This window comes from Blastococcus sp. PRF04-17, assembly GCF_023016265.1.
Classification (GTDB): Bacteria; Actinomycetota; Actinomycetes; order Mycobacteriales; family Geodermatophilaceae; genus Blastococcus_B.
In genome coordinates this window covers 3,794,003-3,813,909 of the sequence record NZ_CP095412.1, presented here as the reverse complement: position 1 = coordinate 3,813,909, position 19,907 = coordinate 3,794,003, and the positions used below count along the sequence as shown (strand labels likewise).

At 74.5% G+C, this 19,907-nt stretch carries 22 protein-coding genes and 1 pseudogene; 6 read left to right on the top strand and 17 right to left on the bottom strand.

What is annotated here, in order from left to right:
- Window position 1: 1 nt before the first annotated feature.
- Window positions 2–1,516: an IMP dehydrogenase gene (gene guaB / locus MVA48_RS19410; RefSeq protein WP_246982608.1), complete on the bottom strand. Its 1,515-nt coding sequence runs from the start codon at window positions 1,514–1,516 to the stop codon at window positions 2–4.
- Between the two features lie 131 nt (window positions 1,517–1,647).
- On the opposite strand from guaB, the gene MVA48_RS19405 reads away from it, so the two are divergent.
- Window positions 1,648–2,046, top strand: coding sequence for a DUF5319 family protein (locus MVA48_RS19405; RefSeq protein WP_246982607.1), 399 nt, complete (start codon window positions 1,648–1,650; stop codon window positions 2,044–2,046).
- On the top strand, window positions 1,947–2,576 hold the full coding sequence (locus MVA48_RS19400) for an AAA family ATPase (RefSeq protein ID WP_246989308.1): 630 nt from the start codon (window positions 1,947–1,949) through the stop codon (window positions 2,574–2,576). Before MVA48_RS19405 ends, MVA48_RS19400 begins: the two co-directional genes overlap by 100 nt.
- Before the next feature lie 70 nt (window positions 2,577–2,646).
- On the opposite strand, the gene MVA48_RS19395 is transcribed toward MVA48_RS19400, so the two are convergent.
- Window positions 2,647–3,369, bottom strand: coding sequence for a helix-turn-helix transcriptional regulator (locus MVA48_RS19395; protein WP_246982605.1), 723 nt, complete (start codon window positions 3,367–3,369; stop codon window positions 2,647–2,649).
- A gap of 352 nt (window positions 3,370–3,721) precedes the next feature.
- Between MVA48_RS19395 and MVA48_RS19390 the strand changes: the two genes are divergently transcribed.
- Entirely contained in the window at window positions 3,722–4,021 is a 300-nt protein-coding gene (locus tag MVA48_RS19390; RefSeq protein ID WP_246982601.1) for a WhiB family transcriptional regulator, read from the top strand.
- Between the two features lie 147 nt (window positions 4,022–4,168).
- On the opposite strand, the gene groL is transcribed toward MVA48_RS19390, so the two are convergent.
- The gene (gene groL, locus MVA48_RS19385) at window positions 4,169–5,812 is read right to left on the bottom strand and encodes a chaperonin GroEL (RefSeq protein ID WP_246982599.1); all 1,644 of its coding nucleotides are present in this window, start codon (window positions 5,810–5,812) and stop codon (window positions 4,169–4,171) included.
- Window positions 5,813–5,920: 108 nt separating this feature from the next.
- On the bottom strand, window positions 5,921–6,286 hold the full coding sequence (groES, locus tag MVA48_RS19380) for a co-chaperone GroES (protein ID WP_441300199.1): 366 nt from the start codon (window positions 6,284–6,286) through the stop codon (window positions 5,921–5,923).
- 130 nt (window positions 6,287–6,416) lie between these two features.
- On the opposite strand from groES, the gene MVA48_RS19375 reads away from it, so the two are divergent.
- On the top strand, window positions 6,417–7,211 hold the full coding sequence (locus MVA48_RS19375; protein WP_246982597.1) for a hypothetical protein: 795 nt from the start codon (window positions 6,417–6,419) through the stop codon (window positions 7,209–7,211).
- 38 nt (window positions 7,212–7,249) lie between these two features.
- Complete coding sequence (locus MVA48_RS19370) at window positions 7,250–7,615, top strand: THUMP-like domain-containing protein (RefSeq protein WP_246982595.1); 366 nt, start codon at window positions 7,250–7,252, stop codon at window positions 7,613–7,615.
- A 27-nt stretch (window positions 7,616–7,642) separates the two neighbouring features.
- Here the strand turns inward: MVA48_RS19370 and tsaD are convergent, their stop codons facing one another.
- The 6 genes from tsaD to MVA48_RS19340 form a co-directional block, all read right to left on the bottom strand.
- A complete protein-coding gene (gene tsaD / locus MVA48_RS19365) occupies window positions 7,643–8,695 on the bottom strand; it encodes a tRNA (adenosine(37)-N6)-threonylcarbamoyltransferase complex transferase subunit TsaD (protein ID WP_246982594.1) in 1,053 nt (350 codons plus the stop codon).
- Complete coding sequence (gene rimI / locus MVA48_RS19360) at window positions 8,688–9,200, bottom strand: ribosomal protein S18-alanine N-acetyltransferase (RefSeq protein ID WP_246982593.1); 513 nt, start codon at window positions 9,198–9,200, stop codon at window positions 8,688–8,690. The genes tsaD and rimI overlap by 8 nt, the downstream gene beginning before the upstream one ends.
- Complete coding sequence (tsaB, locus tag MVA48_RS19355) at window positions 9,197–9,835, bottom strand: tRNA (adenosine(37)-N6)-threonylcarbamoyltransferase complex dimerization subunit type 1 TsaB (RefSeq protein ID WP_246982587.1); 639 nt, start codon at window positions 9,833–9,835, stop codon at window positions 9,197–9,199. The genes rimI and tsaB overlap by 4 nt, the downstream gene beginning before the upstream one ends.
- 140 nt (window positions 9,836–9,975) lie before the next feature.
- Entirely contained in the window at window positions 9,976–10,485 is a 510-nt protein-coding gene (locus MVA48_RS19350) for a GNAT family N-acetyltransferase (RefSeq protein ID WP_246982586.1), read from the bottom strand.
- The gene (tsaE, locus tag MVA48_RS19345; protein WP_246982585.1) at window positions 10,482–10,931 is read right to left on the bottom strand and encodes a tRNA (adenosine(37)-N6)-threonylcarbamoyltransferase complex ATPase subunit type 1 TsaE; all 450 of its coding nucleotides are present in this window, start codon (window positions 10,929–10,931) and stop codon (window positions 10,482–10,484) included. The genes MVA48_RS19350 and tsaE overlap by 4 nt, the downstream gene beginning before the upstream one ends.
- Complete coding sequence (locus tag MVA48_RS19340; protein ID WP_246982582.1) at window positions 10,928–11,566, bottom strand: uracil-DNA glycosylase; 639 nt, start codon at window positions 11,564–11,566, stop codon at window positions 10,928–10,930. Before MVA48_RS19340 ends, tsaE begins: the two co-directional genes overlap by 4 nt.
- A 95-nt stretch (window positions 11,567–11,661) precedes the next feature.
- On the opposite strand from MVA48_RS19340, the gene MVA48_RS19335 reads away from it, so the two are divergent.
- On the top strand, window positions 11,662–12,300 hold the full coding sequence (locus MVA48_RS19335; protein ID WP_246982581.1) for a TIGR04222 domain-containing membrane protein: 639 nt from the start codon (window positions 11,662–11,664) through the stop codon (window positions 12,298–12,300).
- Here the strand turns inward: MVA48_RS19335 and MVA48_RS19330 are convergent, their stop codons facing one another.
- The 7 genes and pseudogenes from MVA48_RS19330 to glmM form a co-directional block, all read right to left on the bottom strand.
- Window positions 12,301–13,470 (bottom strand): alpha/beta fold hydrolase, encoded by a 1,170-nt coding sequence (locus tag MVA48_RS19330; RefSeq protein WP_246982580.1) that lies wholly within the window; start codon window positions 13,468–13,470, stop codon window positions 12,301–12,303.
- Window positions 13,470–14,423, bottom strand: a complete 954-nt coding sequence (gene alr / locus MVA48_RS19325) for an alanine racemase (protein WP_256461092.1) — start codon at window positions 14,421–14,423, stop codon at window positions 13,470–13,472. The genes MVA48_RS19330 and alr overlap by 1 nt, the downstream gene beginning before the upstream one ends.
- On the bottom strand, window positions 14,384–14,611 hold the full coding sequence (locus MVA48_RS23605; protein ID WP_256461181.1) for an alanine racemase: 228 nt from the start codon (window positions 14,609–14,611) through the stop codon (window positions 14,384–14,386). The genes alr and MVA48_RS23605 overlap by 40 nt, the downstream gene beginning before the upstream one ends.
- A complete protein-coding gene (locus MVA48_RS19320; RefSeq protein ID WP_246982578.1) occupies window positions 14,608–16,074 on the bottom strand; it encodes an NAD(P)H-hydrate dehydratase in 1,467 nt (488 codons plus the stop codon). Before MVA48_RS19320 ends, MVA48_RS23605 begins: the two co-directional genes overlap by 4 nt.
- Before the next feature lie 31 nt (window positions 16,075–16,105).
- Window positions 16,106–16,459: pseudogene (locus MVA48_RS19315) on the bottom strand (holo-ACP synthase); the annotation flags it as partial.
- Window positions 16,460–16,551: 92 nt separating this feature from the next.
- Window positions 16,552–18,414 (bottom strand): glutamine--fructose-6-phosphate transaminase (isomerizing), encoded by a 1,863-nt coding sequence (gene glmS, locus MVA48_RS19310; protein ID WP_246982572.1) that lies wholly within the window; start codon window positions 18,412–18,414, stop codon window positions 16,552–16,554.
- Window positions 18,415–18,557: 143 nt separating this feature from the next.
- Entirely contained in the window at window positions 18,558–19,901 is a 1,344-nt protein-coding gene (gene glmM, locus MVA48_RS19305; RefSeq protein WP_246982569.1) for a phosphoglucosamine mutase, read from the bottom strand.
- Window positions 19,902–19,907 lie beyond the last annotated feature (6 nt).

Genomic DNA, 19,907 nt, shown 5'->3' with positions numbered 1-19,907 from the left:
GTCACCGGCCGCGGTAGTTCGGGGCTTCGACGGTCATCTGGATGTCATGGGGGTGGCTCTCGACCAGCCCGGCCGACGTGATGCGGGTCAGCTGTCCGCGCTCCTTCAGTTCGGCGACGGTGGCGGCGCCCGCGTAGCCCATGGACGCCTGCAGCCCACCGACGAGCTGGTGCGCGACCCCGGCGAGCAGGCCGCGGTAGGGCACCTGCCCCTCGATGCCCTCGGGCACGAGCTTGTCGTCGGAGAGGACGTCGTCGGCGAAGTAGCGGTCCCGGCTGAACGACTGGTTGCCGCGCTTCTGCATCGCGCCGAGCGAGCCCATGCCGCGGTAGGTCTTGTACTGCTTGCCGTTCATGAAGACCAGCTCACCGGGGGCCTCCTCGACGCCGGCGAACAGGCCGCCGATCATCACCGTGTCGGCGCCGGCGACGAGCGCCTTGGCGATGTCGCCGGAGTACTGCAGCCCGCCGTCGGCGATGACCGGTACACCGGCCGGCTCGGCGGCGAGGGACGCCTCGTAGATGGCGCTGATCTGCGGCACGCCGACCCCCGCGACGACGCGCGTCGTGCAGATCGAGCCCGGGCCGACGCCGACCTTCACCGCGTCCGCGCCGGCGTCGATCAGCGCCTGCGCGCCGGCCCGGGTCGCGATGTTGCCGCCCACGACCTCGATGCCGTTCTCGCCGCCGAAGTCCTGCTGCACACGGGCGACCATGTCGAGGACGGCGCGCTGGTGGCCGTGCGCGGTGTCCACCACCAGCACGTCGACCCCGGCGTCGACGAGGAGGCCGGCGCGCTTGTAGGCGTCGTCCCCCACCCCGAGCGCGGCACCGACGACCAGGCGGCCGTCGGCGTCCTTGGTGGCGTTCGGGTACTGGTCGCGCTTGACGAAGTCCTTGACCGTGATCAGACCGCGCAGCCGGCCGGCCTCGTCGACGATCGGCAGTTTCTCGACCTTGTGCCTGGACAGCAGGGCCAGCGCGGTGTCGGCGTCGACGCCCACGGGGGCGGTCACCAGGGGCATCGGCGTCATGACGTCGCGGACGAGCCGGTGCTTGTCGGTCTCGAAGCGCATGTCGCGGTTGGTGCAGATGCCGACCAGCACCCCGTCGGCGTCGACGACCGGAGCGCCGGAGATGCGGTAGCGGCCGGAGAGGGCGTCGAGCTCGGCGAGGGTGTTGTCGGGCGAGACGGTGACGGGATTGGTCACCATGCCGGCCTCGGACCGCTTCACCAGGTCGACCTGCCCGGCCTGCTCCTCCGCGGCGAGGTTGCGGTGGAGGACGCCGACCCCGCCGACGCGGGCCATGGCGATCGCCATGCGGGCCTCGGTCACCGTGTCCATGGCGCTGGACAGCAGCGGCACGGCGATCCGGATGCGCCGGGTGAGCCGGCTGGTGGTGTCCACGTCGGTGGGCACGATCTCGGAGGCCCCGGGGATCAGCAGGACGTCGTCGTAGGTGAGACCGAGCGGGGCGAACTTCGCCGGCAGCTCGGGGACGTAGTCGGGCTGCATGGCGCGGCTTCCCTTCGGCAGATCGGAAATCCGGTCGGCACCCCTCGCCGGGCACGGGACGACCGACCCCGATCGTAGGCGGCGGGCATCGAGGCGCGGTGCGATGCCTGTCCGAGCACTACCGTGGACGCGTGACTCCGTTCGACGACGCCTCCGGACCCGACTTCGGTCCGGCCGACCCCTCAGGTCCCCCTCCGTTGACGATGGAGGAAAGGGCCGGCGTCCTGGACGACCTCGCCGAGCTCGAGGTCTTCCGCACCCTCCTGGAACCGACCGGCGTCAAGGGCATCGTCGTCGACTGCCCCGACTGCGACGAGGAGCACCACGTCGACTGGGCGCTGATGCAGGCCAACCTGCGCCAGCTGCTGGAGGAGGGGCAGACCGGGCGGCACGAGCCCCCGTTCGACCCGAACCCGGACGACTACGTCAGCTGGGACTACGCCAGCGGCTACGCCGACGGGATCGCCGCGCTGGCCGAGGGCGAGGAGCCCAGCGGCGGCAGCGGCGGCCGCCACGCCCGCGAGGACTGAGCACGGCCGAACTCATCGTCGTCTCCGGGCCGCCGGGCGCGGGCAAGTCGACCGTCGCGCGGCTGCTGGCCGACGGCTTTCCACGATCGGCGCTCGTCCGCGGCGACGACTTCTTCTCCTTCGTCGCCGCGGGCCGGATCGAGCCGTGGCTGCCGGAGGCGCAGGAGCAGAACGATGTCGTCATCGCGGCGGCCGCGTCCGCAACGGGGCGCTTCGCCGCCGGGGGCTACGTCGTCGTGTACGACGGCGTCGTCGGTCCCTGGTACCTGACGGCGTTCGCCACGGCGACCGGCCTGGACCACCTGTCCTACGCCGTGCTGCTCCCGTCCGAGCGGGAGTGCCTGCAGCGCGTGGCCGGACGCTCGGGCCACGGGTTCACCGACCCGGACGCGACCCGCCGGATGCACCGGCAGTTCGCGGACGCCGACCTCGAGCCCCGGCACGTCTTCTCCGAGCCGACCGAGCCGGCGGCCCTGGCGCGGGCGATCAGGCAGCGGTGGGAGGCCGGCGCGCTGCGGTATCGGCCGTGAGCGCCAGGATGCGCGCGAGGGCGGCCATCCGGACTCGGATGACCGCCCTCCTGCGGGTGCGGGTGGGACGTCAGTTCATGATGCCGCGGCGGAAGCCGGTCGCCACGGCCTCGGCGCGGTCCTTCGCCCCGAGCTTGCGGAACAGGCGACGGGCATGGGTCTTGATGGTGTCCTCGGACAGGTAGAGCTCGCGGCCGATCTGCGCGTTGCTCTTGCCCTGGCTCATGCCGGTCAGCACCTGCATCTCGCGCATCGAGAGGCTCACCGGCGGCGTGGCCTCGCGGACCGTCGAGCGCACGGTGGTCGGTGCGGAGCTGCTCAGCGGGGCGGCGCCGCTCCATGCGGGCACGCCGTTCCCCGGGCCGACCTGCTGGGGGATGCGGCCGCCGTCGGCGCGCAGCCCGACCCTCGACAGGCCCAGGCCCATCTCGATCGGGCTGGCGTCCCAGCGCAGGTAGCCGCGGGCGCCGAACGCCACGGCGGCGCGGACGCTCTCCGCGTCGTCGGGGGCGCCGAGCACCAGGACGGGCAGCCCCGGATAGGCGCGCAGGGCCTGGGTCGCCGCGCTCAGGCCGGTGTCGACGGCGCGCTGCGTGCCGACGATGAGGACGTCGGGCATGCGGGTGGCGAGCCGGGACATCAGCGAGGCGGCGTCACCCACCACCTCGACCCGGGCGACGAAGGGAAGGGCGACCAGCCGGGAGGCGACGTCGTCCCGGACCCGGCGGCGCTCGTCGTACACCCAGACGGTGGTGGCCCCGTTGCCGGGCCCGCGCATCCTGTCGTCGATCAACGGCCTGCTCCTCGCTCCCCCGGCGAGTTCCGCCGAGTCCGGAACCGGCCGGGGAACACCCGGGCCGGCTGTCGCTCGGGGTGGGGGCTCCCGGACCGGGAGCCCCCACCTCTGCGCTGGTCGAGGCCCGATCCCGGGCTTCTCCCCCTCCCGGATTCGGCACGACCTCGTCCCACCTTGATCGACACGATCGAGCTACGACAGCCGCCCTCATCCCGAGGGGTGAGGAGCGGAAAACCGCAACTCGGGGCAAAAAGTTGCGATCACGACGTGTTTGACCATGGGGGGGCAAGGGCACCGGGGCCTTGCAGCCGGACAGCCCCCTCCGGCTCACTTGAGCTCTGGAGGAGACATGGCCGACATCCGCAGGCTCCCGACGCCCGTCGCCGAGGTCTGGGACTGGCAGCTCCACGGCGCGTGCCGTGGCGAGAACACGTCCCTCTTCTTCCATCCGGACGGTGAGCGGGGCCCCGCCCGCGCCCGCCGGCAGACCGCCGCGAAGGCCGTCTGCGCCCGGTGCCCGGTGATCGACGCCTGCCTCAAGCACGCGCTGTCGGTCCGGGAGCCCTACGGGGTCTGGGGCGGCATGAGCGAGGAGGAGCGGGCCCGGCTCATCGCCGCGGAGCCCGCCGCCGTCGCCGCCGGGGTCTGAGCACCCCCACACACGCCGAGAGGGCGGGTTCCGGATCATCCGGAACCCGCCCTCTTCGTCTGTTCTCCGGCCCTGCTGCAGGGCCCCGCCGCGAACTAGCGAGTGGTGGGGGGCAGCGGGGTCCTTCTACTGATCATGGCCGCACGGCTAGTGGCTGTGGCCATGGCCGCCGTGCGAGTGGCCGTGGGTGTGGTGCCCGTTGCCGTGCGAGTGCTCCTCCTCGGGCTTCTCCACGACCGCGGAGTCGGTGGTGAGCACCATCGCGGCGATGGAGGCGGCGTTGCCGAGCGCGGCCTTGGTGACCTTGACCGGGTCGATGACGCCCTGACCGGCCAGGTCGCCGAACTCGCCGGTGGCGGCGTTGAAGCCCTGCCCCTCGCCGAGGTCGCGCACCTTGCTGACGACGACGCGGCCCTCGAAACCGGCGTTCTCGGCGATCCGCGCCAGCGGGGCGTCGAGCGCCGCACGGACGGCGCGCGCACCGGTGAGCTCGTCGCCCTCGAGCGACAGGCCGTCGATGGCCTCGGCGGCGTGCACGAGCGCCGAGCCGCCGCCGGGGATGACGCCTTCCTCGACCGCCGCGCGGGTGGCCGCGATGGCGTCCTCGATGCGGTGCTTGCGCTCCTTGAGCTCGACCTCGGTGGCCGCGCCGACCCGGATGACGCCGATGCCGCCGGCCAGCTTGGCCAGCCGCTCCTGCAGCTTCTCGCGGTCCCAGTCGGAGTCGGTGGCCTCGATCTCCCGGCGGATCTGGGCGACCCGGTCGGCGATCGCCTCGGACGTGCCGCCGCCGTCGACGATCGTGGTGTCGTCCTTGGTGACGGTCACCCGCCGGGCGGTGCCGAGCACCTCGGGCCCGACCTGGTCGAGCTTGAGGCCGACGTCCTCGCTGACGACCTGACCACCGGTGACGACGGCGAGGTCGGTCATGAACGCCTTGCGACGGTCCCCGAAGAACGGCGACTTCACGGCGACGACCTTGATCGTCTTGCGGATCGAGTTGACGACGAGGGTGGACAGCGCCTCGCCCTCGACGTCCTCGGCGACGATCAGCAGCGGGCGGGCACCGGTCGACAGCACCTTCTCGAGCAGCGGGAGCAGGTCGGCCAGCGCCGAGACCTTGCCGCTGACCAGCAGCACGAGGGCGTCGTCGAGGACGGCCTCCATCGCCTCGGAGTCGGTGACGAAGTAGGGCGAGAGGTAACCCTTGTCGAACTGCACGCCCTCGGTGACGTCCAGCTCGGTGGACATCGAGTTGCTCTCCTCGACGGTGATGACGCCGTCGTGGCCGACCCGCTCGAAGCCTTCGGCGATCAGGTCGCCGATCTCCGCGTCCTGCGCCGAGATGGTCGCGACGCCGGCGATCGCCGACCGCTCCTCGACCGGCGTCGCCGCCTTGTCGAGGGCCGCGTGCACCGCGTCGACCGCGGCGCGCATGCCACGGCCCAGGGCCATCGGGTTGGCACCCGCGGCGACATTGCGCATGCCCTCGTGCACCAGCGCCTGGGCGAGCACGGTCGCGGTGGTCGTCCCGTCACCGGCGACGTCGTTGGTCTTCGTGGCGACGTTCTTCGCCAGCTGCGCGCCGAGGTTCTCGTACGGGTCGTCGAGCTCGACCTCGCGGGCGATGGTGACGCCGTCGTTGGTGATCGTCGGCGCCCCGAACTTCTTGTCGAGGACGACGTTGCGCCCGCGGGGACCGAGGGTCACCTTCACCGCGTCGGCGAGCTTGTCCACGCCGCGCTCGAGGGAACGGCGGGCGTCCTCGTTGAACTTGATGATCTTGGCCATGCCTAGACCTCTCGCTGGGAGTGCTGGAGCGGAAAGACGACCGCCCCGGGACCCGGTGTCGGGCCGCCGGGGCGGTCGGATGAGCGCGTGCTCAGGGAAGCGAAGAGGTCACTTCTCCACGACGGCGAGCAGGTCGCGGGCGGAGAGCACGAGGTACTCCTCGCCGCCGTACTTGACCTCGGTGCCGCCGTACTTCGAGTAGATGACGACGTCGCCCACGTTCACGTCGAGCGGAACGCGGTTGCCGTTGTCGTCGATGCGCCCGGGACCCACGGCGATGACCGTGCCCTCCTGGGGCTTCTCCTTGGCGGTGTCCGGGATGACCAGGCCGGAGGCGGTGGTGGTCTCGGCCTCGTTGGCCTGGACCACGACCCGGTCCTCCAGCGGCTTGATGCTGACCTTGGTAGCGGTCGTCACGTCGGTGACGCCCCCTTCGGTGTCGGACGGCTGGTGGATGTTCTGATGCTGTGGCACGGGATCCGGGCACCCGCCGTCGCGGGGGTCGGGCGCCAGCCCGTGTCGATTGGCACTCTACCCATGAGAGTGCCAGCCGCTCAACCGGGTCCCCCACGCCGGTGACCGGCTCGTACGTCAGGCTGGGTCGGTGCCCGACGACGCCGTCCAGCAGCTCCAGTGGCTGCGCGGTCCCGAAGGCACGGCGGCGGTCGCGCTGGCCGTCCGGCTCGTGCAGGACGGCGTGGACCTGCTCCCCGGCCTGGACCGGCTGCGGGCGGCAGTCGGCACAGACCTCGCCGGGCCGGCGTGGGAGCTCGCGCGCCTCCGGGTCCGGGCCCGCCCGGTGTTCGGCGCCGATGCCGACGTCCTCCTGCTGACCGCCGACACCCTCGAGCAGGCGGGCCGCCCGGAGCTCGCCGCCCGCCGCGCCGACCGCCTCCTCGCCGGCGAGGACGGCCCGGTCGGCGACCTCGGCTGCGCGGCCGGCACGGACACCGTCGCGCTGGCCAGGGCGGGCGCCTCGGTCGTGGCGGTCGACCGCGACCCCGTCGCACGGCTGCTCACGGAGGCGAACGTGGAGGCCCTCGGCCTGGCCGGACGGGTGCGGGTGGTCGACGCCGACGTCGTCGACCTCGTCGCCGAGGGGCTCCCCGGCTGCACCGCTGCGACCCTGGACCCGGCCCGCCGGGCGGGGGACGCCGGCAACTGGACCCCGACCGCTGGTCCCCCCCGTGGTCGACGGTCCTGGAACTGCTGGACCGCGTCCCGGCGTCCGTCGTCAAGGTGGCGCCGGGGCTGGACCACGACCGGGTGCCCCACGGCGTCGAGGCCGAGTGGGTCTCGTTCGGCGGATCGATCGTCGAGGCGCTGCTGTGGGGCGCTGCCCGCGCGCGGACGTGGCGCCGCGCGACGCTCGTCCACGCCGCCGCCGTCCTGGAGCTGACCGCGGACGAGGACCCCGGCCCCGCCCCGGTCGGACCGGTGGGGGCGTGGCTGCACGAACCGGACCCCGCCGTCATCCGCTCCGGGCTCGTCTCCGTCGTCGCCGAGGATCTCGCCGCGACGCTGATCGACCCGATGATCGCCTACCTGACGTCCGACGCACCGGCGACGTCCCCGTGGGTCACCTCCTACCGGGTGGACGAGGTCCTCCCGTTCAACCTCAAGAAGCTGAGGGCCCTGCTGCGGACCCGCGGGGTCGGCCGCGTCGTGGTGAAGAAGCGCGGCTCGCCGATCGAGCCGGAGACGCTGGCGCGCCGGCTGCGCGGTCCGGGCGGCGGCACCGCCGTCGTCGTGGCCACCCGTGTCGCGGGCGCACCCACCGTCCTCGTCTGCGACGTCGCCTGAGCGACCGGAAGAGCGGTTCCGGCCGGTTCAGCGGGTGACGATCTCGATCGGCAGCGAGCTGTCGGCGCCCAGGTGCGGGTCCGACGGTGCGACCCCCGCGGCGACGAGCCGGGAGCCGAGCGCCGCGACCATGGCGCCGTTGTCGGTGCAGAGCTTGGGGCTGGGCACGCGCAGCACGATGCCGGCCTTCGCGCAGCGCTCCTCGGCCAGCGCCCGCAGCCGCGAGTTGGCCGCGACGCCGCCGCCCAGCACCAGGTGGTCGACGCCGTGGTCCCGGCACGCGCGCACCGCCTTGGCGGTCAGGACGTCGGCGACCGCCTCCTGGAACGACGCCGCCACGTCGGCCACGGGTACCGGTTCGCCGGCCCGCTCGCGCGCCTCGATCCAGCGCGCCACCGCGGTCTTCAGCCCGGAGAACGAGAAGTCGTAGGGGGCGTCCCGGGGCCCGGTCAGGCCGCGCGGGAAGGCGATCGCGCCGGGGTCGCCCTCCCGGGCCGCCTTGTCGATCGGCGGTCCGCCCGGGAACGGCAGGCCGAGCACGCGGGCGACCTTGTCGAAGGCCTCCCCCGCGGCGTCGTCGACGGTGCGGCCGAGCGACTCGACGTCCCGAGCGAGGTCGGGGACCAGCAGCAGCGAGCTGTGCCCGCCCGAGACCAGAAGCGCGATGGAGGGCTCCGCGAGCGGTCCGTGCTGCAGCTCGTCGACCGCCACGTGCGCCGCCAGGTGGTTGACGCCGTAGAGCGGTTTGCCCAGTGCCAGGGCGTAGGCCTTGGCGGCCGCGACCCCGACGAGCAGCGCGCCGGTCAGGCCCGGGCCCGAGGTGACCGCGACTGCGTCGACGTCGTCGATCGTCGCGCCGGCGTCGGCCAGGGCCCGGTGCACGGTCGGCACCATCGCCTCCAGGTGCGCGCGCGAGGCGATCTCCGGCACCACCCCGCCGAATCGCTCGTGCTCTGCCACCGAGGTCGCGAGCGCGTCGGCGAGCAGCGTGTGCCCGCGCACCAGCCCCACGCCCGTCTCGTCGCACGAGGTCTCGAAGCCCAGGACCAGAGCTCCCCCGCCCGACCCGTGCTCAGCCACGGCCGCCTCCGATCCGGCTCAGCGCCCGCACCCGCTTGCGCCTCATCACGACGGCGTCGGCGCCGCTGGGCTGGTAGTAGCCGCGGCGCCGGCCGATCTCGACGAACCCGCGCCGCCGGTAGAGGTGCTGGGCGGCCGCGTTGTCCGCGCGCACCTCGAGCAGCACCACCGGGCTGCGCCTGTCCGCCTCGGCGAGCAGTGCATCGAGCAGCAGGGAGCCGATCCCCTCGCCCTGCAGCGCCCTGGTGACGCCGAGGGTCGCCACGTGCGCCTCGTCGTCGTAGGCGATGAGCCCGCCGTAGCCCACCATGACCGGCGGTCCGGCCGGCTCGTCCTCGTCGGCGGTCACCCCGAACTCGGCCACGAGGTAGTAGCGGGTGTCCGAGCGCGAGAGCTCGTCGCGGTACATGGCGACGGTCCAGGTGTCGGGGGCGAAGAGTTCCTCCTCCAGCCGCATCACCTCAGGCAGGTCGTCGAGCGTCATCGGCCGCAGCGTCACGGTCATGCCTGCGACACCGCCTTGATCGCCGCCGGCGGGGTGGCGTCGGGGCGGCGCAGGTACAGCGGGACCAGCGGCGCCGCCGACGACGGATCGGCCAGCTGCGGCGCCGCCACGCGGACCAGCCCGGCCGTCGTCACGTCCGCGGGCACGACGGGGGCACCCAGCCGGTCGGCGAAGGCAGGGTCCCCCACGAACGGCCCCGGCCGGCGCAGCTCCTCCGGGCGGACGACGGCAGGCCCCTCGGTCCGTGTCCCGCGCTCGTCGTAGGAGGCCCAGTAGAGCTCCTTGCGCCGGGCGTCGGTGACCACCGTGCGAGCCCCCGACCCGATCGCGTCCAGCGAGCAGACCCCGACGGCCGGCAACCCCCGCGCGTCGGCCAGGGCGGCCGCGGTCACGACGCCGACGCGCAGACCGGTGAACGGACCGGGGCCGAGACCGGTGACGACGGCGTCCAGGTCGCCGACGCCGAGACCGGCCTCGGCGAGCACCTGCTCGATCGCCGGCGTGAGCAGTTCGGCGTGCCGGTTGCCCGAAGGCACGGCGTGGTCGGCCAGGACCTCGACGTCCGCGCCTCCCGACCATCGCGCCAGCCCCGCGACGAGCGTGGGCGTCGCGGTGTCGAGAGCGAGGACGAGCACGTCGGACCACGTTACTGACTCCCTCGCGGGCGGGCCGAGCCCGGCCGCTGGCGTCGGGCGGCGTGACCGTCGAGATCGCTCGGCTGGACGTCCGCGGCGACGACCGCGGCGCGTACGACGACGCGCCGCGCTGAGCCGGGTCAGGCCGGTCGCTCGTAGACGAGCTCCAGCCCGTCCTCCTCGTCCGTCTGCTCGCCCACCTCGACGAACCCGTGCGCCAGGACGAGGTCGCGCGACACCCTGTTCCAGGGACCGACGGAGGCGCGCACCGTGGTGACGTGCGGCGCGGCGACCCCCTCCGCCAGGAGCGACCGCAGCGCTGCCCGGGCGTAACCTCGCCGCCGCTCGGCCGGGTCGGTCGCATAGCCGACCTCGACCATGCCGGACTCGTCGGGTGGGCCGTGGAACCCGGCCCGGCCGACCGCGAGACGACGGTCGGGGTCCCAGACGACCCGCGTGACCCACCGCTCCGCCGGCGGGTCCGCCGCGACCTGCGCCGCCCGCAGGCGCCACAGCCCCCGACTCTCCTCCCCGGTCAGCCACGGCGTGAGAGGAACCGGCGCACCGCTCTGTGCCAGGCCGACGTCGCCGTCGCCCAGCGCCCGGAGCGTCGCGGCGTCGAGCGCGACCAGGTCGACGCGAGGCGTCACCCGTCGATCCGCTCGGCCCAGCCCGGGCCGTGCGGCACCAGCTCCGCCGTCCGGACGTCGTCGTCCCGCCGGTCCAGCCGCACCTCCAGGTGCTCGTCGGCGAGCTGTTCCACCAGCCCCTGCCCCCACTCGACGACGGTGACGGACGACGCGACCGTGACATCCAGGTCGAGGTCGTCGACATCGGCCATGCCCGCCAGCCGGTAGGCGTCGACGTGCACCAGGGGCACGCGTCCGTCGCGGTGCACCCGGGCGATGACGAACGTCGGCGAGGTGACCGGCTCCGGCACCCCGAGCCCGGCGCCGATGCCCTGGGTCAGGGCCGTCTTGCCGGCGCCCAGCGGGCCGACCAGGACGACGAGGTCGCCGGGCCGCAGCAGCGCGGCCAGCTCCCGGCCCAGCGCATGGGTGTCCGCCGGCGTCGGCAGGAGGTGCTCGCGGTTCACGCCAGGTCCCCCGCCACCGCGGTGAGGTCGGCGAGCAGCCCGGCCCGGGGAGCTCCCGCCGGGCCGAACCGGATGGCCGCCGAGGGGTGGTAGGTCGCCCACACCGAGCGGCCGTCGACGGTGTGCGGCCGTCCCCGGACCTGGGCCAGCACCGTGCGCGGGCCGAGGAACCACTTCGCCGCGGACAGGCCGAGCGCGACCACGACCGGCGGGTCGAGCAGCTCCAGCTGCCTTCGCAGCCACCCGCTGCAGCGGGCCACCTCCGGGGCCTTCGGCGTCCGGTTGCCCGGTGGGCGGCACTTGACGACGTTCAGCACGGCGGCCTCCCCGCGGTCGAGACCCGCCTCCGCGAGGAGCTGGTCCAGCAGCGCCCCGGACTTACCGACGAAGGGCCGGCCGGTCTCGTCCTCCTGCGCGCCCGGCGCCTCGCCGACCAGGGCGAACCGGGCCGATCCGGCCGGCACGTCGCCCACGACGACGTGCCGGCGGGACGAGGCGAGCTCGGGGCAGGCCACGCAGGGCCGGTTCACGGCCGCCAGCGAGGGCCAGTCCGGCGCCGCTGCGGCGACCCGCGCGACCGCGTCGGCCTCGAGCTGGGTGACGGCGTCGAGCCGGGGCGGACGGACGGCGGCCACCCCCGCACCCTAACGATCTGCCGTCGGCCTCTTCCGCGGCCACCGACGGCGTGCGACGGTGCCGACACGGATCCCCGGCCTGAGAGGTGTCGGTCATGACGGTTCCTCCCCTCGACGTGTACGAGACCGCCTTCCTGGCCGGAGGACCGGACCGGGTCGTCGACACCGCCGTCGTCGTGCTGGTCGAGTCCGGCCGGGTGCGGGTCCACTCCCCCGGCGAGCTCGCCTCGGTCGACGCCACTCGGCGCCATCCGGTGGAGGCGGCGGTGCTCGACGCGGTCGGCACCCGCGGCCACCGGTCGGTGGACACCATCCGCTGGCGGCTCTCGGGCGACGACCGGATCACCTGCCTGGCGGCCCGGCTCGTCGCCGCCGGTCTCCTGCGCCGCCAGCCGCTGCGCGGACGCGGGAAGTGGTGCGCCACCCGGGCCGGTCGCGACCTGCTCCGGCAGCGGCCGGCGACGGACCCCGCGCTGGACGGGGGCAGCGCGATCGAGGTGGCGCTGCGCGGGCGCGCGGCCATGGCCGACGCCGGTCTCCGGGCGGCGATCTTCGAGCGGCCGCCGCTGCCCCAGCCGAGCGGCGCCGACATCTCCCGGCGCCTCCGGGACCGGCGGCGGCTCCACGAGTCCGCCGACCCCTCGTGGCACGTCGCGCAGAGCCGAACCGCCCTGGGCGGTGCAGTGGGCATCGGGTTCGTCGAGGGTGGTGGCGGCGACGGCGGCGGGCTCTGATCAGCGGGTGCGCGCCTCCGCGGCCACGCGGCGGATGAGGCCGGTGATCGCGCCGCTGACCTCGTCCGGCCGCTCCAGCAGGACCATGTGTCCCGCGCCCGGGACGACGACGTAGTCCACCGTGTCGTCCTCCGCTGCCCCGAGGTGCTCGAGCAGCAGCTCGCTGTGCTCCATCGGGATCAGCTTGTCCTTGTCGCCGGTGAGGATCAGCGTGGGCACCCGGCGCAGCGGCTCGAGGGAGCCGGTCTCGTCGAGGCCGGCCAGCGCCGGGTAGAACTCGGCGATCACGTCGACGGGCGTGCCGGCGATCATCGAGTCGACGTAGCGCCCGAGCGCCGGGTCGACGTCGGCGGAGGCGAACGACAGCGACCGGGTGACCGCGGAGACCAGCTCGGCCATGACCTGCCGGGTCCGCTCGGCGAAGGCGGGCCGGCGGCGCATCGTCCAGGCCGCGACCGGGAAGACCGCCGCCCGCACACGGGTGAGCAGCTCCGGGAGTCCGAAGTTCAGGTCGGCGAGCTGACCGCTGGACGTCGACAGGAGGCCGACGGCCTGGATGCGGGTGCCGAACCACTCGGGCCGCACCGAGGCCAGCCCCATGATCGTCATCCCGCCCATGGAGTGCCCGATCAGGACGACGGGGCCCCGCGGCACCCGGGTGTCGAGCACGACGGCGAGGTCACGCGCCAGCTGCTCGATCGTGGAGTTCTCGGGCACGCCACGACCGGAGGCCCCGTGGCCCCGCTGGTCGTAGAACACCAGGCGCGCCTCGGGCCGGTGCCCGTTGGCGGTGGCCAGCGCGGCGGCCAGGGCGCGCCGCTGGAAGGTCCACGAGGCCATCGACAGGGTGTAGCCGTGCACGAAGACGACGGTCAGCGGGGCGTCCCGGGGGCCGATCTCCTCGACGTGGAGCAGCACGCCGTCGTCCGCCTGGACCAGTGCCGTGTGGTCCGCCGGCCGGGCGTCGGGACCGAGCGGGTCGTCCTCCCGGAGCTGCGCGGGGGTGGCGTCCAGCGCCAGGGCGGCCGCCGGCCCGAGCCGCGCCGCCTGGACGCGTCGCCGGGCGGCACGGCTGACGCCGACGCCGACCGCCGTCCCGGCCGCGACCAGGCCGACGATTCCTCCGACGATCCCCGCGGTGCGGGCGCGCGGATGCCTCGGCGCCGGCATCAGACCGCCCCCGCGGAGCCGACGTAGCGCCGGGCGAACCGGCCGCCGATCCGGGTGACGAGCTCGTAGTGGATCGTGTCGACGGCGTCGGCCCACTGCTGCGCCGTCGGCTCGCCCCGGTCGCCCGGCCCCCACAGGACGACCTCGTCGCCGGGCGCCACCACGTCGTCCCCGACGTCGAGCACGAACTGGTCCATGCAGACCCGCCCGGCGATCGTCCGCTGCCGCCCGGCGGCCAGCACCGGGACGCGGTTGCCGCCGGCCCGCGGAACGCCGTCGGCGTACCCGACGGGCACCAGGGCCAGCGTGGTCTCGTCCTGCGGGAAGTAGGTGTGGCCGTAGGACACCCCGACGCCGGCCGGCACCCGCTTGGTCAGCGCGACCGACGCCCGGACGGTCATGGCCGGCCGCAGTCCGTGCGCGGTCGGGTCCGACCCGCCCAGCGGGTCGAGCCCGTACAGGGCGATCCCGGGGCGGACCATGTCGTACCAGGTGGAGGGCAGGGCGACGGTGGCCGCGGAGTTCGCCAGGTGGCGGCGGGCGTCGGTCAGCCCGGCGCCGCGAGCGAGATCCACCGCCTCCTCGAAGACGGCGACCTGCGCGCCGATCGTGGGGTGCGTCGGGGCGTCGGCGTAGGCCATGTGGCTCCACAGGCCGACGACGGCGATGTCGCCGTCGGCCTGCGCCTTGGCGGCCGCGAACACCACACCCGGCCAGTCCGCCGTCGTGCCGCCCTCCCGCGAGAGGCCGGTGTCCACGCAGAGGTGGACCTGCGCCGGACGACCGGTCGAGCGCGCTGCGGCCACGACCTCGGCCAGCGCCCACTCGGCGTTCACCGACAGCTCGACGTCCGCGGCGATCCCGGCGGCGTAGTCGGTCCCCGGGCCGTGCAGCCACGCGAGCACCGGCGCGGTCACGCCGGCGGCGCGCAGGGCGAGGGCCTCGTCCAGCACGGCCACTCCGAGGGCGTCGGCGCCGCCGCCAGCACCGCGCGCGCGGCCGGCACGAGGCCGTGCCCGTAGCCGTCGGCCTTGACCACGGCCATGAGAGGTCGGCCCACGTGCTCGCGCAGCGTCGCCGTGTTGGCGGCGATGGCGTCCAGGTCGACGATCACCTCGGCCCGGGGGGCTGCGTCGGTCACGGTCCCCAGTCTCCCAGGCGGCGGGCCGGAACCCCGCGCACCCGGCCGATCGCCTCGGGCAGCCGTCGGACGAGATCCCCCGCCAGCAGCGGCCCGCCCTCGGCGGCGAGCTGGGCGGTGCGACCGTGCAGATGGGCCGACACGGCGCCCGCCTCGACCGCGGGCAGGCCGGCGGCCAGCAGCGCTCCGCCGATCCCGGACAGGACGTCGCCGGTGCCGGCCGTGGCCAGCCACGGCGTCCCGGTCCCGTTCACGAACGCGGTGCCGTGGGCGTCGGCGACCACCGTCGCCTCGCCCTTGAGCAGGACGGCACAGCCGAGGCGGGCGGCGAGGCGGCGAGCCGCGCCGATCCGGTCGGGGCCCACCGCCTCGCCGAAGCGCTCGAACTCGCGGTCGTGCGGGGTCAGCAGGGTGGGCGCGGTGCGGTCGTGGACGAGGGCGGGTTCCCGGGCGAGGAGGGTCAGCGCGTCGGCGTCGACGAGCACGGGCAGGTCGGTCGACAGCACCTCGGTGAGCGCCGACCGCGCGGCGTCGTCCGTGCCGATCCCCGGGCCGATCACCCACGCCTGCACCCGGCCGGCCTGCCCCGGGCCCCCGTCGGTGACGATCGCCTCCGGCCAGGCCGCGCGGACGCCGTCCGCCGCCGTCCCGGCGTACCGGACCAGGCCGGGCCGCGTGCGCAGGGCGGCTCCGGTGCAGAGGACCGCGGCTCCCGGATAGGTCGAGGAGCCCGCGGCGACGCCGACGACGCCCTGGGAGTACTTGTCGTCGGTCGGGGACGGCACCGGCAGCCGCGCCGCGACGTCGGCGTCGGAGAGCTGGTGGGCGCGCGCCGGTGGCAGATGCCCGGCCAGCCCGATGTCGACCAGGTGGACCTGCCCGGCGTACGCGCGGCCCGCCCCGACGACCAGCCCCGGCTTCACCGCGCCGAAGGTGACGGTGTGCATCGCGGGGAACGCCTCGCCCTCGACCGCGCCGGTGTCGGCGTCGACGCCGCTCGGGACGTCGACGGCCACGGTCAGGCCCGGCCCCTCGGCTGCCGCCCGGACGAGAGCCGCGGCGACCGGACGCAGGCCACCCCGGCCGCCGATGCCGAGCAGGCCGTCGATGACCACGTCGGCGGTCGCCAGCCCGGTGTCCGGCGACGTCCCGTCGACCGGCCGCCCGCCGGACCGGCGGAGGGCGGCCAGCCCGGCGGCGTGCGCACGGGACGCGTCGAGCAGGACGGCGGTCACCTTCGCGCCACGGGCGGCCAGGTGCGCCCCGGCGAACAGCGCGTCGCCGCCGTTGTTGCCGGTGCCGACCAGCAGCGTGACGCGCCGGCCGTAGGCGCCGCCGAGGAGCCGCAGGCACACCGTGGCCAGGCCGGTTGCCGCCCGCTGCATGACCGCGCCTTCCGCGGTGGCGGCGAGCACCGGCGCCTCGGCGGAGCGGATCTCCTCCGCGGTGTGGAGGCCTCTCACAGGTCGCCCGCGCGCGGAAGCCCTCGGCGACCACCACCGCCGACGCGATGCCCCCGTCGTGGCTGAGGGAGATGTGCCAGCTGCTCACGCCGAGCTGGGCCGCCCGACCGGCGACCGAGCCGCGGACCTCCAGATGCGGGCGGCCGTGCTCGCCGACCATCACCTCGGCGTCGTGCCAGTGCAGGTCACCGGGGGCGCCCAGGGCCTTGGCGAGCGCCTCCTTCGCCGCGAACCGGGCGGCCAGGGACTCGCCGGTGCGCGGGTTGCCGCTCGGTGTCCGCTGCTCGGCGTCGGTGAACAACCGGTCGCGCAGCCCCGGTGTCCGGGTCAGCGACTCGGCGAACCGCTCGACAGGCACGACGTCGATCCCGACCCCGATGATCACGCAGGTCAGTGTGCACCGAACGTGCTGGAACGGCCCCTCTGCAGGGTCCCGCCGCGAGCGTGCGAGCGGTGGGGGGCAGCGGGGTCCTGCTGTTATTCGACGGTGACGGACTTGGCCAGGTTGCGCGGCTGATCGACGTCCAGACCCCGGGTGTCGGCGATCTCGCAGGCCATGACCTGCAGCGGCACCGTCGTCACCACGGGCGCGAGCAGCGTGGGCGTGCGCGGCACGCGGATGACGTGGTCGGCGTAGGGCAGCACCTCGTCGTCCCCCTCCTCGGCGATGACGATCGTGCGGGCGCCGCGGGCCCGGACCTCCTGGATGTTGGAGACCACCTTGCCGTGCACGGACTCGCGGCTGCGCGGCGACGGGACGACGACGACCACGGGCGTGCCCTGGTCGATGACGGCGATCGGCCCGTGCTTGAGCTCGCCGGCGGCGAAGCCCTCCGCGTGGATGTAGGCCAGCTCCTTGAGCTTCAGCGCGCCCTCGAGCGCGACCGGGAACCCGACGTGACGGCCGAGGAACAGGATGGTGTTCGCGTCGGCCAGCGACCGGGCCAGCTCACGCACGGGGTCCATGGCCGCGAGCACCTCGGCGACCGCCTCGGGCAGCCGGCGCAGGTCCGCGACGATCGCGGCGATCTCGTCCTCGTACTTGATGCCGCGCACCTGCGCGAGGAAGAGCCCCACCAGGTAGCAGGCCACCAGCTGGGTGAGGAAGCCCTTCGTCGACGCGACGGCGATCTCGGGCCCCGCGTGCGTGTAGAGCACCGCGTCGGACTCCCGCGGGATCGTCGACCCGTTGGCGTTGCAGATCGCCAGGACCCGGGCCTTCTGCTCCCTGGCGTGCCGCAGCGCCATGAGCGTGTCCATGGTCTCGCCGGACTGGCTGATCACCACGACGAGCGTCGAGCGGTCCAGCACGGGGTCGCGGTAGCGGAACTCGCTGGCCACCTCGACCTCCACCGGGATGCGCGTCCAGTGCTCGATCGCGTACTTCGCGATCAGGCCGGCGTGGTAGGCCGTGCCGCAGGCCACCACGAAGATCTTGTCGATGTCGCGGAGCTCCTGGTCGGAGAGGCGGACCTCGTCCAGCACCAGCTGGCCGGTCGAGCCCAGACGCCCCAGCAGGGTGTCGGCGACGGCCTGCGGCTGCTCGGCGATCTCCTTGAGCATGAACCAGTCGTAGCCGCCCTTCTCGGCGGCCGCGGCGTCCCAGTCGACGGTGTAGGCCGTGGGCTCCACGGCGTTGCCGGCGAAGTCGGTGACGGTCACGCCGTTCTCGCGGTGGATCTCCACGACCTGGTCCTGCCCGAGCTCGCGGGCCTCGCGGGTGTGCCCGATGAAAGCGGCCACGTCGGAGCCGAGGAAGTACTCGCCGTCGCCGACGCCGACGACCAGCGGGCTGCTGCGCCGGGCGGCGACCAGGGTGTCGGGCTCGGAGGCCGCGGTCGCCACGAGGGTGAAGGCGCCCTCGAGACGACGGCAGACGGCGCGCATCGCCTCGGCGAGCCGGCCCTGTCCCTCCGGCGCCTCGGCGTAGGCGGCGGCCAGCAGGTGGGCCGCCACCTCGGTGTCGGTCTCGGAGCGGAACTCCACCCCGGCGTCCTCGAGATCGACGCGGAGCCGGGCGAAGTTCTCGATGATCCCGTTGTGGATCACGGCCACGGAGCCGTCCGCGGACAGGTGGGGGTGGGCGTTGCGGTCGGTCGGTCCGCCGTGCGTGGCCCACCGGGTGTGCCCGATGCCGAGCGTGGCGGCGGGCAGTGCCTGCTCCGCCAGGACCTTCTCCAGGTTGGCCAGCTTGCCGGCCTTCTTGGCCGAGCTCAGCTCGCCGTCGGCCAGGACGGCGATGCCCGCCGAGTCGTAGCCGCGGTACTCGAGCCGGCGCAGACCTTCCAGGACGACCTCGCGAGCATCCTGCGGCCCGACGTAACCCACGATCCCGCACATTTCACCGAGGGTACTGTGCACACTGTCGCCCTCCGGGCTCCGACCGCGGCCAGGAGCCCTCGCCCGCTGCGCTGAGCGCGTCCCGCTCATTCACGGGGACCCTCCGGGCCCCCTCGTCGGAACGCCTCGCGGAGCGGCGCCAGCTACCCGACCTGGGCGACGACCTCGGCCAGCCGGTGGGCCACCTGGTCTGCCTGCTCCTGTGTCGGGGCCTCGACCATCACCCGGACCAGCTGCTCGGTTCCCGAGGGGCGCAGGAGCACCCGCCCGGTGTCGCCGAGCTCCTCCTCGACGGCGTTGACCGCCTCGGCCACCTGGTCACTCTCTGCCACCGCCAGCCGGTCGGTGACCGGCACGTTCACCAGGGTCTGCGGCAGCCGCTGGATCACCGAGGCCAGCTCGGCGAGCGACGAGCCGGTGGCGCTCATGCGCGACATCAGCGCGAGGCCGGTGAGCAGCCCGTCGCCGGTCGTGGCGTGCTCCAGGAACACCAGGTGTCCGCTCTGCTCGCCACCCAGGCTCAGTCCACGGTCCTTCAGCGCCTCGAGCACGTAGCGGTCACCGACCGCGGTGGTGTGCACGGCGATGCCGGCGCCGCGCATCGTGTGGTGGAAGCCGAGGTTGCTCATCACCGTCGCGACGACCGTGTCGTCCTTGAGCGCGCCCCGGTCGTGCAGCGCGATGGCGCAGATGGCCAGGATGGCGTCGCCGTCGACCACGTCGCCGTCGGCCGTCACGGCCAGGCACCGGTCGGCGTCGCCGTCGTGCGCGATGCCGAGGTCCGCGCCATGGGCGCGTACGGCCTCGACCAGCGGACCGAGGTGGGTGGACCCGACGCCGTCGTTGATGTTCCAGCCGTCGGGCTCGCACCCGATGGCGTGCACCGTCGCCCCGGCACGCCGGTAGACCTCCGGCGCGGTCGCGGCCGCGGCGCCGTGCGCGCAGTCGACGACGAGCGTCAGGCCGGCCAGCGATCCCTCGACGGTGGACAGCAGGTGCGCGACGTAGTCCTCGGCGGCGTCCTCGAGCACGCGCACCCGGCCGATCCCGCCGCCGGTGGGCCGGTGCTCCTCGGAGCTGCCGCCGGCGACGGTGCGCTCAATGTCGGCCTCGACGGCGTCGGGCAGCTTGTGCCCGCCCCGGCTGAACAGCTTGATGCCGTTGTCGGGCATGGGGTTGTGGCTGGCCGAGATCATGACGCCGAGGTCGGCGCCGCTCACCGCGGTCAGGTGGGCCAGTGCGGGCGTCGGGACGACGCCGGCGAGCAGCACCTCGGCGCCCGCGCTCGTCAGGCCGGCCACCACCGCGGCCTCGAGCATCTCCCCGCTGGCACGGGGGTCGCGCCCGACGACCGCGACGGGACGATGTGTCCCGTCGCGGTCGGCGAGGACGGATGCGGCAGCACGTGCCACCGCCAGGGCCAGCTCCGGCGTGAGGTCGGCGTTGGCCCGACCACGGACGCCGTCGGTCCCGAACAGGCGACCCAACGGACG

Coding starts and splice junctions, on each gene's coding strand:
- guaB (WP_246982608.1), bottom strand. CDS start 1,516: ATGCAGCCCGACTACGTCCCCGAGCTGCCGGCGAAGTTCGCCCCGCTC.
- MVA48_RS19390 (WP_246982601.1), top strand. CDS start 3,722: ATGGCCGACATCCGCAGGCTCCCGACGCCCGTCGCCGAGGTCTGGGAC.
- groL (WP_246982599.1), bottom strand. CDS start 5,812: ATGGCCAAGATCATCAAGTTCAACGAGGACGCCCGCCGTTCCCTCGAG.
- rimI (WP_246982593.1), bottom strand. CDS start 9,200: ATGACCGTGACGCTGCGGCCGATGACGCTCGACGACCTGCCTGAGGTG.
- MVA48_RS19335 (WP_246982581.1), top strand. CDS start 11,662: ATGACGGTTCCTCCCCTCGACGTGTACGAGACCGCCTTCCTGGCCGGA.
- MVA48_RS19330 (WP_246982580.1), bottom strand. CDS start 13,470: ATGCCGGCGCCGAGGCATCCGCGCGCCCGCACCGCGGGGATCGTCGGA.
- glmS (WP_246982572.1), bottom strand. CDS start 18,414: ATGTGCGGGATCGTGGGTTACGTCGGGCCGCAGGATGCTCGCGAGGTC.